A 13,484-nucleotide genomic window follows, 5' to 3' on the forward strand; every position below is an offset into this window, starting at 1 on the left:
GGACGGCGGCTTGGCAACGCGGTCCGTGCCATTTCAGGCACTTGCATCGCCCTCAGACCCCGGCCAGCAGGGTCGCCTGCGCCGAATGCGGCGCTTCGCCCTCGGCCGGTACGACCTTGTGGTAGTTGCCGTCGGCATCCAGCACCCAGGCGTTCTGGTTGTCGTCCAGGTAATTCTGCAGGCCGTCGCGGAACACCCGCCTGGCCAGGTCCGGATCCAGGATCGGGAAGCAGGTCTCGACACGGTGCAGCAGGTTGCGTTCCAGCCAGTCCGCGCTGGCGCAGTAAAGCTCGGGGTTGCCGTCGTTGCCGAACCAGTAGACGCGGCTGTGTTCCAGGAAGCGGCCGACGATCGAGCGCACGTGGATGTTCTCGGAAACCCCCGGCACGCCCGGCCGCAGCGCGCAGGCGCCGCGCACGATCAGGTCGATGCGCACGCCGGCCTGCGAGGCCGCGTACAGCGCGCGAATCAGGCGCGGCTCGTTGAGCGCGTTGATCTTGGCGATGATGCGGGCCGGCTTGCCGGCCTTGGCCAGCTTCGCCTCGCGCTCGATCTTGCGGATGAGGCCGGCATGCAGGGTGAAAGGGGATTGCAGCAGGCGCTTGAGCTTGGTCGACGGGGCCAGGCCGGACAACTGCTGGAACAGCAGGTGCACGTCGTTGCCAATGTCCGCATCGGCGGTGATCAGGCCCAGATCGGTGTAGGCGCGGGCGGTGCCGCTGTGGTAATTGCCGGTGCCCAGGTGCACGTAGCGACGCAGCTTCTTGCCCTCGCGTCGCACGATCAGCAGCATCTTGGCGTGGGTCTTGTAGCCGACCACGCCATACACCACCTGCACGCCGGCTTCCTGCAGGCGATCGGCCACGCCCAGGTTGGCGTCCTCGTCGAAGCGCGCGCGCAGTTCCACCACCACGGTGACGTCCTTGCCGTTGCGCGCCGCCTGCACCAGCGCATCGACGATCGCCGAGTCCTTGCCGGTGCGGTACAGGGTCTGCTTGATCGCCAGTACGTTCGGATCCACCGCCGCCTGCTTCAGCAGCTCCAGCACCGGGGTGAACGCGTCGAAGGGATGGTGCAGCAGCACGTCGCCGTCATCGACCTTGTCGAAGATGGCATCGCTGTCGCGCAGGGTGCGCGGGGTGAAGACGGGGTACTTGAGTTCCGGGCGCTGCACCAGGTCGTACACCTGGATGACCCGGTTGAGGTTGACCGGTCCGTCGATCAGGTAGACCGCGTTGTCGGGCAGGGCGAAGTTCTGCAGCAGGGTGCGGATGATCGGCTTCGGGCAGTCCTGGGCGATTTCCAGCCGCACCGCCGGCCGGTAGCCGCGGCCGATCAGTTCGTCGCGCAGCGCCAGTGCCAGGTTCTCCACTTCCTCCTCGTCCACCACCACTTCGGAGTTGCGGGTGACGCGGAACTGGTAGGAACCCTTGACCTCCATGCCCGGGAACAACTCGTCGACGAACGCCGACAGCACCGAGGACAGCAGCACGAAGTCGTTCTCGCCACCGGACACGCGCGAGGGCAGGTGGATGATGCGCGGCAACGAGCGCGGCGCGCGCACGATCGCCAGGTGGCCGGCGCGGCCGAACGCGTCCTTGCCCTTCAGCACCACCACGATGTTGAGCGACTTGTTGAGGATCTTGGGGAACGGGTGCGCGGGGTCCAGGCCCAGCGGTGACAGCACCGGCATGATCTCGTTGCGGAAATAGGCGCGCAGCCAGCGGGTCTGCCGCGCGCTCCACGCGCCGCGTCCGAACACCCGCACACCGGCCTCGTTCAGCGCCGGCCGCAGCACCTCGTTCCAGCACTTGTACTGCGCATCCACCAGTTCCGCGGCGCGATCGTGGATGCGGTTGAGCACGACCGTCGGACTGAACCCGTCGGCGGCCGGCGGCAGGCCGAAGTCCTGCGCATGGCGGACGGTGGCCGCGCGGATCTCGAAGAACTCGTCCAGGTTGGTGCACGAGATGCACAGGAAGCGCAGCCGCTCCAGCAGCGGAACCTGCGGATCCTGCGCCTGCGCCAGCACGCGGAAGTTGAAATCCAGCTGCGACAGTTCGCGATTGAGGTAGAGCGAGGGATCGCGTAGGGCGTCTTCGTTGCTCAGATGGTCTGGCGTCGTGTCGATGGCGGCGTTCATGCGATCTGGCCGTGGGGCAGGGAAGGGGAGGGCGCGGGAGCGCGCGGATGCACGCGCTCGCCGCCGAAGTGCACCGAGAACACGCTACCGTGGCCGACCTCGCTCTGGATGTCCAGCCGCGCCTGGTGCAGGTTCAGCACGTGCTTGACGATCGACAGGCCCAGGCCGGTGCCGCCGCTTTCGCGCGATCGGCTGGTGGACACGCGGTAGAAACGTTCGGTGATGCGCGGCAGGTGCGCAGCCGGGATGCCGTAGCCGGTGTCGCGCACGCTCAGCATGGCCCCATCGCCCTCGCGCACGAAGCGCACGGTAATGGTGCCGCCAGCCGGCGTGTAGCGGACCGCGTTGCTGACCAGATTGGAGAACGCGCTGTGCAGTTCCTTGTTGGAACCCCACAAATCCACGCCGGCCTCGTCTTCCACCACCACGGTATGGCGCTTGTGGCTGAGCGCCTCGGCCTCGCGGCGCAGGGTCGCCAGCATCGGCGCCATCGCCACGCTTTCGTCCGGAAGGCTGTCCTGCGCCTCCAGCCGCGAGAGGGTCAGCAGATCCTCGACCAGTTGGGTCATGCGCTGGGACTGCTTCTGCATTTCCGCCAGCATCGGTGCCCAGTCCGGGAAGTCCTGCGGGTCCAGCATGTCGAGATAGCCGTGGACCACGGTCAGGGGCGTGCGCAGTTCATGCGAGACGTTGGCAACGAAGTCGCGGCGCATCTGTTCCAGCCTCAGCATCTTGCTGACGTCGCGCGCGACCAGCAGCCAGTACTGGTCGGAATAGGGAATCAGGCGCAGGTTGAGGCGCAATTGCGGGTCCACCGGAGAGGCGGCGTCCAGCATCGGCTCGGCATTGCGGCCGGCGGCCAGCCAATGCGACATCGGCAACGGTTGCAGCCGATCGCCGATCGGCGCGCCGATGTCGGTCGGATACTGCAGCCCGAGCAGGCTGGTGGCGGCCTTGTTGAACCACTGCACGCGCTGGTTGTTGCGCTCCACCACCACCACCGCGTCCGGCAACGCCGCGGCGGCGGCGCGGTAGGCGCGCAGCATGTCCAGCAGCCGGCGCTTGCGCGCGCGCATTTCCGCGTGGCCGCGGAACAGCAGCCGATCCAGTTCGTTCCAGACGCCATTGCCGCGCGCGGGCTCCAGCCGCTGGCGCGCGGTCAGCCGCACCAGCACCTTGCGCAACCGCCAGTAGTGCCAGGCCACCACGCCCAGCGCGGCCAGGGTGACGACCGGCCATACATGGCCAATCAGCAATCCAACGACCACCGCAAGGGCCAGCACACCCGCCAGTTGACCGAGCGTCTTGAACCAGGCGGAGCGTATGTATTGGGGCATGGACCGATTGTAGGCAGTTATTTATGACAGCCAGCGGGAGCAGGCGGGGGAAACATCGAATCCTGAATCCCCAATGCCGAATCCCGCGCCTAGACCGACGCCGAGAACCGGTAGCCGGAACCACGCACGGTCTGCACCATGTTCTCCAGGCCGTGCGGTTCCAGGGTCTTGCGCAGGCGGCGGATGTGCACGTCCACCGTGCGCTCCTCCACGTACACGCTGCCGCCCCAGACATGGTCCAGCAACTGCGTGCGCGAATAGACCCGCTCGGGGTGGGTCATGAAGAAATGCAGCAGGCGGTACTCGGTCGGGCCGATCGGCACCGGCGTATCGCCGGCGAACACCCGGTGGGCGGCGCCGTCGATGCGCAGCGGGCCGATGCCGACGCTGCCGTCCTCGTCGTCCTCGCGGGAACGGCGCATGACCGCGCGGATGCGCGCCAGCAGTTCGCGTGCCGAGAACGGCTTGACCACGTAGTCGTCAACGCCGGCCTCCAGGCCGCCGACCCGATCATTCTCCTCGCCGCGGGCGGTGAGCATGATGATGGGGACGTCGCGGGTCATCGCGTCCTTGCGCCAGCGGCGCGCCAGCTCCAGGCCGCTGGTGCCGGGCAGCATCCAGTCCAGCAGGATGAGGTCGGGCACCCGGTCGGCGATGGCGTTCTGGGCCTCGCGGGCGTCGCCCGCATGCACGGGTTCGTAATCGCCCTTGCGCAGGGCGAAGGCGACCATGTCGCGGATGGCCGGCTCGTCGTCAACGATCAGGATGTGCTTCTGCACGCGATTACCGTCGTCTGTGGGGTACCGCACCAGTAGACGACAATTTTATGACGGAAACATGACATGCCGCGCGGCCGTCATATGACAGCCGTGTCGGCTGGCCGCCTTCGGCGGGCCCGGCGGCCGGGCCTAGCGCCGTTCGATGTCCGGATCGCGCACGCCCTGGCGCCGCAGTTCGAGCACCTGCGGGGTGATGACCGAGATGCGGGCGTCGATGCGGGCGCGGGCGTAATAGTCCAGATCGCTGCGCTTCTTGAGATTCTGCAACTGGATGAGCGCCTGTTCGGGCCTTCCGTTGAGGAAGGCCGCCTCGGCGAAGGCCTCGCCGGCGCGGACCAGGTCGCCCGCCAGCTCGTTGGCCCGGCCGAATTCCTGCTGGAACACCGGGTCGTTGCCCGCCCGGGACAGCAGCGGACGCAGCACCGCCTGGGCGTGCCGGCCGGCCTCGGCGCCCCCCTGTTCGTTGAGGACGCGGGCGAAAGTCAGCGCGATGGGGCGGTTGTTCGGCATCTGCTGGAGCAGGCGGGCGAGCCGCTGGTTGGCCGCCGCGGTGCGGCCCGCGCGGGATTCGGCCTCGGCGGTCGCCAGTTCCAGCCACAGGTTGCCCGGATGTTCGGCCAGCAGGGGCGCCAGTTCGGTCAGTGCCACGTCCGGCCGTCCCGACCCCAGGTGGGCCAGGGCCACGCCATAGCGCTGGGCGTCGGTCAGGCCCTTGCCGGACTCGCGGCGGATGGTCTCGTAGTCGCGTGCGGCGCCGTCGGCGGTGGTCGCGCTGAGCACCCGCAGGCGTTCCCGGGCCCAGTCGAAGTCGCCGGTCGGGCCGCGGCTGAACAGATCACCCGGCAGGCGCACGGACAGGGGCAGCAGCGGATTGTCGCTGTCCTTCTCCGGCACGGTCACGCGCTTGGGATCGAACCGCTCGACCCGCTCGCCGCCACCGGGAACCCGGGTGATCAGGGTCAGGTTGTCCTTGCGCATCTGCTCGGCGCGTTCCTTGGCCTCGCTGATGCGGGTGGTGGTGACCGGGTGGGTCATCAGGTAGTCCGGGTACGCCTCGCGGCCGGTGCCGCGGTTGGCGCGGGTGGCCTGGGCCATGCGGGCGAAGAAGCCGGCCATGGCGTCCACGTCGTAGCCGGCGCGGGACAGGGTGCGGATGCCCAGGCGATCGGCCTCGGATTCGTTGGAACGGGTGTAGTCGATCTGGCGCTGCTGCATCAGGCCCATGCCGCTGGCGACCGCCGCCATCGAGGCGTCGCCGCTGGAATTGCCGCCGGCGCTCTGCGCCAGCACGATCGCGCCCAGCATGCCGAGCAGGATCGGAATCTGATCGCGCTGGGCCCGTTCGACCCCGCGCAGCACGTGCTGCTGGGTGACGTGGGCGATTTCGTGCGACAGCACCGCGGCGACCTCGTCCTCGCGCTCGGCGGTCAGGATCAGCCCCGCGTTGGTGCCGATGTAGCCGCCCAGGGTGGCGAAGGCGTTGATCTGCCGGTCCTTCATCAGAAAGAACGTATAGCTCTGGCGCGGCGAGTCGCTTTCCGCGCCCAGCCGGGTACCGACCTTCTGCAGCCAGTCGTCCAGCAGCGGGTCTTCCAGCAGGTAGCCGTAATTGCGCAGCTCGCGCAGCATCATGCCGCCGTACTCCGCCTGGCGTGCCGGGCTCAGCACCTCGCCGGCGGAGGAACCGATGTCCGGCAGGCGCACGTCCTGCCCTTGCGCCAGCGGCGCGGCCAGGAGCACGGTGAGGGCGGTGGAAAGCAGCGGAAGGCGCAAACGGAACTCCGTTGTCGGACAATGGCGGCAGGCTTGCGAGCGGCAGGATGACGCTTTGCCGCCGGCAACGAGTGAACATGCGGTTAACCGGACCCCCGGTCCGCACTGTTCCATGCATCCGGCTGGAAAGCACGCGATCCGATGCCCATATTGCCCCTCAGACCCGACTTTGAACGCGTTGTTCCATTCCGGAGGATTCCTTGAGCGATACCGACACCGGCGGCCCCGCCATCACCCTCTACACGACCGCGATCTGCCCTTACTGCGTGGCCGCGAAGAATTTCCTCAAGAGCAAGGGCCAGAGCTGGAAGGAAGTCCGCATCGACCTGGAGCCGGGCGAACGCGATCGCATGGTCGCCCGCGCGCGCCGCACCAGCGTCCCGCAGATCTTCATCGGCGAGACCCACGTCGGCGGTTACGACGACATGATCGCCCTGCACCGCGCCGGCAAACTGGAGCCGCTGCTGGCAGGAGAGGGCGCGTGAGCGGCGGCGAGAAGGATCGCCTGCGCGAATTCACCGAATTCCGCCAGCGCATGAACGAACGCATTCTGGCCGAACCGAACCAGGTCGTTCGCCGCTTCTTCGCCCTGGACACCCAGACCTACCAGCCCGGCGCGCTGGACGTGAAGACCAAGGAATTGCTGGGGCTGGTGGCCTCGATGGTGCTGCGCTGCGACGACTGCATCAGCTACCACGTGGCCCAGTGCAAGGAAGCAGGAGTCAACCGCGACGAATTCTTCGAGGCGTTCTCGGTCGGGCTGGTGGTGGGCGGCTCGATCGTCATCCCGCATCTACGCCGGGCGGTCGATTTCCTGGATCAGCTGGAAAACGGCGCGGCCGGGGCGCCGCAGGCGCACGACCACGGCTGAGGCCGGCCGGCGCTTCCGGGACGCCGGAGCGCCCGTCGCGGCGCTCCGGCGGACTCTCCCGCAGCCCCCAGACCATGGTCGATTTGGGACCGTACGGGGGGTTCAGGCATAATTGGCGGACTTGAAACCCCCTTCGCGCCTGCATCCCGGTTCCCGGCCCGCACGGCGCCCCTGTTCGGAATCCCAAGCAAATGACCCAGACGATTACGGTCATCCGCGGCGACGGTATCGGCCCGGAGATCATGGACGCGACCCTGCACGTGCTCGAAGCCCTGAAAGTGGGCCTGAGCTACGAGGAAGCCGATGCCGGCATGGTCGCGCTGGAAAAGCACGGCGACCTGCTGCCGCAGGCGACCCTGGACTCGATCCGCAAGAACGGCGTGGCCCTGAAGAGCCCGCTGACCACGCCGGTGGGCGAGGGCTTCAGCTCGATCAACGTGGCCCTGCGCCGCCATTTCGACCTGTACGCGAACGTCCGTCCGGCCAAGTCGTTTCCCAACACCAAGTCGCGCTTCCCCTCGGGCGTGGATCTGATCACGGTCCGCGAGAACACCGAAGGCGCCTACATTGGTGAAGGCCAGTCGATTTCGGAAGACGGCGAAACCGCGCTGCTGACCCAGAAGATCACCCGCAAGGGTTCCGAGCGGATCGTCCGCTACGCCTTCGACCTGGCCCGCAAGACCGGCCGCAAGAAGGTCACCGTGGTGCACAAGGCCAACATCCTCAAGACCACCTCGGGCCTGTTCCTGAAGGTCGCCCGCGAAGTGGCCGCGCAGTACCCCGACATCCAGTGCAACGAGATGATCGTGGACAACACCTGCATGCAGCTGGTGATGCGTCCGGAGCAGTTCGACATCATCGTCACCACCAACCTGTTCGGCGACATCATCTCCGACCTGTGCGCCGGCCTGGTCGGCGGCCTGGGCCTGGCCCCGGGCGCCAACATCGGCGTCGATGCGGCGATCTTCGAGGCCGTCCACGGCTCGGCCCCGGACATCGCCGGCAAGGGCATCGCCAACCCGTGCGCGCTGCTGCTGGGCGCGGCGCAGATGCTCGATCACCTTGGCCAGCCGGACAAGGCCGAGCGCCTGCGCGCGGCAATCATCGACACCCTGGAGGCCAAGGATTCGCTGACCCCGGATCTGGGCGGGGAGGGCACCACGATGTCCTTCGCCAAGGCGATCGCCAGCCGGGTCTGATCCCGTCGGCGCCGGGTTTTCCCGGCCTGAAACACGGAAACGGGACGCCCAGCGTCCCGTTTTTGTTTGCGTTCATCCTGTCCGCGGGGCTTGGACCGGGCCGTGGCAAGCCGGACAATCGCCGGTTTCCCGCCTGCCCCCACCGCCCACGATGACCGTCCGCCCCAGCGCGCTCGCGCTGACCCCGTTGCTGCTGTTCCTGGCCCTGTTCTTCGGCGCCGGCCTGTACTACACGTCCCAGGGCGACGCCATGGGCTTCTACCAGTTGCGTGCGCCGGTGGCGATCCTGCCGGCGCTGGCGCTGGGGGCATGGCTGGCCCATCGGCGCGGCGTGGCGGCCTCGCCGACGCTGCTCGGTGGCATGGGCGATGCCAACGTGATGCTGATGTGCCTGATCTTCCTGCTGGCCGGTGCGTTCGCCACTGTGTCCAAGGCCATCGGCGCGGTGGATGCGGTGGTTGCGTTGGGACTGGGCGCGTTGCCGCCGTCGCTGATCCTGCCCGGATTGTTCCTGGTCGCTTCCTTCGTGTCGCTGGCCATCGGTACTTCGATGGGCACGATCGCCGCCGTGGTGCCCATCGCGCTGGGTGTCGCCGATGCCGCCGGCCTGGATCGCGCCCTGGTCGTCGGCGCGGTCATCGGCGGCGCGATGTTCGGCGACAACCTGTCGGTGATCTCGGATACCACGATTGCGGCGACCCGCAGCCAGGGCGCGGAGATGCGCGACAAGTTCCGCGAGAACTTCAAGATCGCGCTGCCGGCGGCCATCGCCACGGCCGCGCTGCTGGCATTCCAGGGCGATGGCGCACCGGTGCTGGCGCCGGGCGGGGCGTCGCCCTGGCTGGTGTTGCCCTACGTCCTGGTGCTGATACTGGCCCTGATTGGCCTGGACGTGGTGGTGGTGCTGGCGATCGGCTTGGCGCTTTCCGGCGTTTTCGGCTTCATCTTCGCTGGCGACTACACGCCGGTCGATCTTGCCGGCGACATTTACGCGGGATTCGAGAGCATGGTGGAAGTGACCCTGCTTTCGATCCTGATCGGAGGACTGGGAGCGCTGATGAAGGCGAGCGGGGGCCTGGACTGGCTGGCGCGGACGATTGCCCGTTTCGCCCGCGGCCATACCGGGCGACGCTCCGGTGAGTTCAGTATCGCCGCGCTCTCCGCGGGGACCGACGTCCTGACCGCCAACAACACCGTGGCCATCCTCATCACGGGCAGTCTTGCCAAGGACATCGCCGAACGCCACGGCATCACGCCGCGCCGTTCGGCCAGCGTGCTCGATATTTTCGCCTGCGTGATCCAGGGCGTGCTGCCGTATGGCGCGCAGATCCTGCTGGCCTCCTCGCTGGCCGCGGTTTCACCGCTGGCGCTGGCCGGCAGCGTCCACTATTGCTGGTTGCTCGCGCTGGCCGCGATCTTCTTCATGATCCTGCCCGCGCGGCGTACCGCCGCCGTGCCGGGAAACTGAGCGGGCATCCGGAAAGCAAAAAAAGGGGCGCATGGCGCCCCTTTTTTCGTTTGCTCGCGCGAGGTGCTCAGTTGCGCGACTGCAGCTTGGACAGCAGGCGCAGGAACTCGATGTACAGCCAGATCAGGGTGACCATCAGGCCGAACGCCGCATACCACTCCATGTACTTGGGTGCGTTCTGCTCCACGCCGGTCTCGATGAAATCGAAATCCAGCACCAGGTTCAACGCCGCCACCACCACCACGAACAGGCTGAAGGCGATGCCGATAAGACCCGAGTCGTGGATGTAGGGAATGTTGATGTTGAAGAAGCCCAGCACGATCGTGGCCAGGTAGATCAGCGCGATGCCGCCGGTGGCCGCGACCACGCCCAGCTTGAAGTTCTCGGTGGCCTTGATCCAGCCCGAGCGGTAGGCCATCAGCAGCGCGAACAGGGTGCCGAAGGTCAGCAGCACCGCCTGCAGCACGATGCCGTTGAACTTCACTTCGTACATCGCCGAGATGGCGCCCAGGAACAGGCCTTCGGCCAATGCGTACAGCGGCGCGGTGACTGGCGCCCAGGTCTTCTTGAAGATGGTGACCATCGCCAGCACGAAGCCGCCGATGAGACCGCCCAGGATGTACAGCATGGCGCCCGGAGCCAGCTCGCCGGTCGGGGTGAGGGCGGTATTCCAGGTGTAGGTGGCGGTCAGCACGCACAGCAACAGCAGGATGCCGGTCCGGTTGACCGTGCCGTTCAGGGTCATCGCGCCGGCGTCGCGCGAAACCACCGCGCCGCTGCCCAGGTCGAGGAAGGTGGACTCCTTAAGAGCCGGATTGCCGCTGCGTATCATGGTTCCCTCATGGTTGATTCGGACTTCTGTCCCCAGCCGCGGAGCATAGCCGATGCCCATGGCCGGACGCGGCGTTTGACAGGAAGGCGGCAGATTCCGACAATAGACGGCCTTGTCGACGCTGCCTGGCGCCGATGCCGGGGCCCTCGTCGGGGTATAGCGCAGTCTGGTAGCGCATCTGCTTTGGGAGCAGAGGGTCGGGGGTTCGAATCCCTCTACCCCGACCAGTCTGGTTCGTCCCGACGACAGGGATGCGACAATCCGGTCCGGGCGCCCGTAGCTCAACCGGATAGAGCACCGGCCTTCTAAGCCGGCGGTTACAGGTTCGAGTCCTGTCGGGCGCGCCATCCGGCGCAAGCGACGGACAAATGCGGTAGAAAAAGTTTCAGTGGTGGCTGTAGCTCAGTTGGTTAGAGTACTGGATTGTGATTCCAGATGTCGGGGGTTCGAGTCCCCTCAGCCACCCCACCCAGCAACGCCTTCGCGCACGCGGGGGTTTGTAAGAAAAAGAAGATGCGGTTACACTACGCGTCCAGTTTTTGGGGCCGTTAGCTCAGTTGGTAGAGCAGTTGACTCTTAATCAATAGGTCCAAGGTTCGAATCCTTGACGGCCCACCAAACAGAACGCCCGACCGCGAGGTCGGGCGTTTTCTTTTCCGGGATGCTCCGTCGGCCTTCCCGGCTGGGTAGAATGCCGGCGCCCCTGCGAAAGTGGCGGAATTGGTAGACGCACTGGATTTAGGTTCCAGCGGGTAACCCCCGTGAGGGTTCGAGTCCCTCCTTTCGCACCACGTCCTTCCGGACGTTTCCGGGACCGGCCCGGAATCCCGGGCCCCGGCCATTTCCCGGATTGCCCCGAAATTCCCGTCCCCCGGCGCCTGCGGTTGGCAGGAAAGCCCGGAATAGGCGAAACTATTCCGTTCCGCCGGTCGGCACGTCGCGTGTCCGCGGGCGACCCGAATTCATCAACATCATGCCCGGGCATGGGACCCGGGCAGCAGGAGCCAGTGAGTATGCAAGTTTCGGTCGAATCGGTCGGCAACCTCGAACGCCGCATGACCTTCAGCCTGCCGGCTGAGCGTCTGGATACCCATATCGGTGGCCGCCTGCGCGAAATCGCGCGCACCGCCCGCATCAAGGGGTTCCGTCCCGGCAAGGTGCCCACCAAGGTGATCGAGCAGCGCTTCGGCCAGCAGGTCCGCGCCGAGGCCCTTGACGGCCTGCTGCGCGAGACCTTCAACAATGCCGTGCGCGACAACGAGCTGCAATTGGCCGGCAATCCCCGCATCGAGAAGAATGGCGAGGGCGAGCTGGATTTCATCGCCACCTTCGAAGTGGTGCCGGATTTCGGCGAGATCGACGTCGCCAAGCTCAACGTCATCCGCCACACCGCCGAAGTGGCCGACGCCGACATCGACCAGATGGTCGAGAACCTGCGCCTGCAGCGCCGCACCTTCGAAGTGGTGCAGCGCGGCGCGAAGGAAGGCGATCGTGTCGAACTGGAAACCTGGTCGCAGGCCGGTGACGAGCGCCTGCCCGCCGGGGGCTCGGAAAAGGGGGCCACCCTGATCGGCTCGGGCGTGATGTTCGCCGACATCGAGAAGGGCCTGATCGGCCTGGCCGCCGGCGAGGAAAAGACCATCCAGGTGCAGTTCCCCGCCGACTGGCGCGTGCCGCAGCTGGCCGGCCGCCAGGTGGACGTGTACGTGAAGGTCACCGAAGTGGCCGAGTCCGTGCTGCCGGCGGTCGACAAGGAATTCATCCGCAGCTTCGGTGTGAAGAGCGGTGACGCCGAGCAGTTCCGCCGCGACATCCGCAGCAATCTGGAGCGCGAGCTCAAGGGCGCGCTGATGGGTCGCCTGCGCCGGGAAGTCGGCGAGCAGCTGATTGCCGCCTGGGCGCACGTGGAAATGCCGCCGCGCCTGGTCGAGAACGAGGCCCGCGCGATGGTCCAGCAGACCGCCGATCAGGCCGCCCGCAATGGCCAGCAGGTGCAGATCCCGCCGAACGCCCACGAAGGCTTCATGGATGCGGCCCGCAAGCGCGTCCTGGTCGGCCTGCTGGTGGGCGAGGTGGCCCGCCGCAACCAGCTGCGCCTGGACCCCAAGCGCCTGAACGAGACCCTGCGCCTGATCGCCTCCACCTACGAGGAGCCGGAGCAGGTCATTGAGTTGTACCGCAACGATCCCCAGTTGATGGGAGGACTGCAGTCCCGGGTGATGGAAGAGCAGGTGATCGACTGGATCGCCGAGCGCGCCCAGCACACGGAGCAGTCGCTGAGCTTCCAGGAAGCCATCCGGAACTAACGGCGGTTCGCCGGGGCCGACAGGCCCCAGCCCGTCCCGGTCCGGCTATCCTAGGCCGGACCCCTCCACGACAATTTGGGCGCGAATAAGCCGATGAGCATTGAAACCAAAGCCTTGAACCTGGTGCCGATGGTGGTCGAACAGACCAGCCGCGGCGAGCGCGCCTACGACATCTATTCGCGCCTGCTCAAGGAGCGCATGATCTTCCTGGTCGGCGGTGTGGACGACCAGGTGGCGAACGTGATCGTGGCGCAGATGCTGTTCCTCGAGGCCGAGAATCCCGAGAAGGACATCAGCCTGTACATCAATTCGCCCGGCGGCGTGGTCACTGCCGGCATGGCGATCTACGACACCATGCAGTACATCAAGCCGGACGTCAGCACCGTCTGCATCGGCCAGGCCGCCAGCATGGGCGCGCTGCTGCTGGCCGCCGGCGCCAAGGGCAAGCGCTACGCGCTGCCCAATTCGCGGGTGATGATCCACCAGCCGCTGGGCGGCTTCCAGGGCCAGGCCACGGACATCGACATCCATGCCCGTGAAATCCTGACCCTGCGTTCGCGCCTGAACCAGATCCTGGCCAAGCACACCGGCCAGGCCCTGGAAACCATCGAGCGCGACACCGAGCGCGACAATTTCAAGAGCGCCGCCGACGCGCAGGCCTATGGCCTGGTCGACCAGGTGCTGGAACGCCGTCCTGAAGAGACCATCCAGCCGGCGTGAACCCCGGGCGCGGGCCCGTTTTCCGCGCCTGCCACCCCCTCCGCGGACCCGGCTGA

At 67.0% G+C, this 13,484-nt stretch carries 11 protein-coding genes and 5 tRNA genes; 11 read left to right on the forward strand and 5 right to left on the reverse strand.

Translation table 11 applies throughout. The features are described 5' to 3' along the window. Window positions 1-52: 52 nt before the first annotated feature. The 4 genes from ppk1 to FG323_RS18800 all read right to left on the reverse strand — a co-directional run bounded on the left by ppk1 (window position 53) and on the right by FG323_RS18800 (window position 6,032). Window positions 53-2,143, reverse strand: a complete 2,091-nt coding sequence (gene ppk1 / locus FG323_RS18785) for a polyphosphate kinase 1 (RefSeq protein WP_141456249.1) — start codon at window positions 2,141-2,143, stop codon at window positions 53-55. Then, entirely contained in the window at window positions 2,140-3,480 is a 1,341-nt protein-coding gene (gene phoR / locus FG323_RS18790; protein ID WP_141456250.1) for a phosphate regulon sensor histidine kinase PhoR, read from the reverse strand. Before phoR ends, ppk1 begins: the two co-directional genes overlap by 4 nt. A gap of 89 nt (window positions 3,481-3,569) precedes the next feature. Further along, on the reverse strand, window positions 3,570-4,259 hold the full coding sequence (gene phoB / locus FG323_RS18795) for a phosphate regulon transcriptional regulator PhoB (protein ID WP_141456251.1): 690 nt from the start codon (window positions 4,257-4,259) through the stop codon (window positions 3,570-3,572). 129 nt (window positions 4,260-4,388) lie between these two features. After that, on the reverse strand, window positions 4,389-6,032 hold the full coding sequence (locus FG323_RS18800) for a M48 family metalloprotease (protein ID WP_141456252.1): 1,644 nt from the start codon (window positions 6,030-6,032) through the stop codon (window positions 4,389-4,391). 200 nt (window positions 6,033-6,232) lie between these two features. Here FG323_RS18800 and grxC point away from each other — a divergent pair, with 200 nt between their 5' ends. The 4 genes from grxC to FG323_RS18820 all read left to right on the forward strand — a co-directional run bounded on the left by grxC (window position 6,233) and on the right by FG323_RS18820 (window position 9,570). Continuing rightward, a complete protein-coding gene (gene grxC / locus FG323_RS18805; protein WP_249888269.1) occupies window positions 6,233-6,517 on the forward strand; it encodes a glutaredoxin 3 in 285 nt (94 codons plus the stop codon). Between the two features lie 50 nt (window positions 6,518-6,567). Next, a complete protein-coding gene (locus tag FG323_RS18810; RefSeq protein ID WP_255470238.1) occupies window positions 6,568-6,903 on the forward strand; it encodes a carboxymuconolactone decarboxylase family protein in 336 nt (111 codons plus the stop codon). Window positions 6,904-7,094: 191 nt separating this feature from the next. After that, on the forward strand, window positions 7,095-8,102 hold the full coding sequence (locus FG323_RS18815) for an isocitrate dehydrogenase (protein WP_141456255.1): 1,008 nt from the start codon (window positions 7,095-7,097) through the stop codon (window positions 8,100-8,102). A 151-nt stretch (window positions 8,103-8,253) separates the two neighbouring features. After that, entirely contained in the window at window positions 8,254-9,570 is a 1,317-nt protein-coding gene (locus FG323_RS18820) for a Na+/H+ antiporter NhaC family protein (protein ID WP_141456256.1), read from the forward strand. 67 nt (window positions 9,571-9,637) lie between these two features. Here the strand turns inward: FG323_RS18820 and FG323_RS18825 are convergent, their stop codons facing one another. Beyond that, window positions 9,638-10,402 carry a Bax inhibitor-1/YccA family protein gene (locus tag FG323_RS18825; protein ID WP_181444306.1) on the reverse strand — a complete coding sequence of 255 codons (765 nt, stop codon included), beginning with the start codon at window positions 10,400-10,402 and terminating at the stop codon, window positions 9,638-9,640. 150 nt (window positions 10,403-10,552) lie between these two features. Between FG323_RS18825 and FG323_RS18830 the strand changes: the two genes are divergently transcribed. The 7 genes from FG323_RS18830 to clpP all read left to right on the forward strand — a co-directional run bounded on the left by FG323_RS18830 (window position 10,553) and on the right by clpP (window position 13,428). Further along, window positions 10,553-10,629: transfer RNA gene (locus tag FG323_RS18830), tRNA-Pro, on the forward strand. A 43-nt stretch (window positions 10,630-10,672) separates the two neighbouring features. After that, a tRNA-Arg gene (locus tag FG323_RS18835) sits at window positions 10,673-10,749 on the forward strand. A 44-nt stretch (window positions 10,750-10,793) separates the two neighbouring features. Next, window positions 10,794-10,870: transfer RNA gene (locus tag FG323_RS18840), tRNA-His, on the forward strand. Between the two features lie 74 nt (window positions 10,871-10,944). Next, window positions 10,945-11,020 (forward strand) — tRNA-Lys (locus FG323_RS18845). 87 nt (window positions 11,021-11,107) lie between these two features. Continuing rightward, a tRNA-Leu gene (locus tag FG323_RS18850) sits at window positions 11,108-11,193 on the forward strand. Between the two features lie 222 nt (window positions 11,194-11,415). Then, window positions 11,416-12,708 (forward strand): trigger factor, encoded by a 1,293-nt coding sequence (gene tig, locus FG323_RS18855; protein WP_141456258.1) that lies wholly within the window; start codon window positions 11,416-11,418, stop codon window positions 12,706-12,708. A 93-nt stretch (window positions 12,709-12,801) separates the two neighbouring features. After that, complete coding sequence (clpP, locus tag FG323_RS18860; protein ID WP_141456259.1) at window positions 12,802-13,428, forward strand: ATP-dependent Clp endopeptidase proteolytic subunit ClpP; 627 nt, start codon at window positions 12,802-12,804, stop codon at window positions 13,426-13,428. Window positions 13,429-13,484 lie beyond the last annotated feature (56 nt).

The organism is Pseudoxanthomonas sp. z9, assembly GCF_006542425.1.
In the GTDB taxonomy this organism is placed as follows: domain Bacteria; phylum Pseudomonadota; class Gammaproteobacteria; order Xanthomonadales; family Xanthomonadaceae; genus Pseudoxanthomonas_A.

Coding starts and splice junctions, on each gene's coding strand:
- tig (WP_141456258.1), top strand. CDS start 11,416: ATGCAAGTTTCGGTCGAATCGGTCGGCAACCTCGAACGCCGCATGACC.
- FG323_RS18820 (WP_141456256.1), top strand. CDS start 8,254: ATGACCGTCCGCCCCAGCGCGCTCGCGCTGACCCCGTTGCTGCTGTTC.
- clpP (WP_141456259.1), top strand. CDS start 12,802: ATGAGCATTGAAACCAAAGCCTTGAACCTGGTGCCGATGGTGGTCGAA.
- ppk1 (WP_141456249.1), bottom strand. CDS start 2,143: ATGAACGCCGCCATCGACACGACGCCAGACCATCTGAGCAACGAAGAC.
- FG323_RS18810 (WP_255470238.1), top strand. CDS start 6,568: ATGAACGAACGCATTCTGGCCGAACCGAACCAGGTCGTTCGCCGCTTC.
- FG323_RS18825 (WP_181444306.1), bottom strand. CDS start 10,402: ATGATACGCAGCGGCAATCCGGCTCTTAAGGAGTCCACCTTCCTCGAC.
- phoR (WP_141456250.1), bottom strand. CDS start 3,480: ATGCCCCAATACATACGCTCCGCCTGGTTCAAGACGCTCGGTCAACTG.
- FG323_RS18815 (WP_141456255.1), top strand. CDS start 7,095: ATGACCCAGACGATTACGGTCATCCGCGGCGACGGTATCGGCCCGGAG.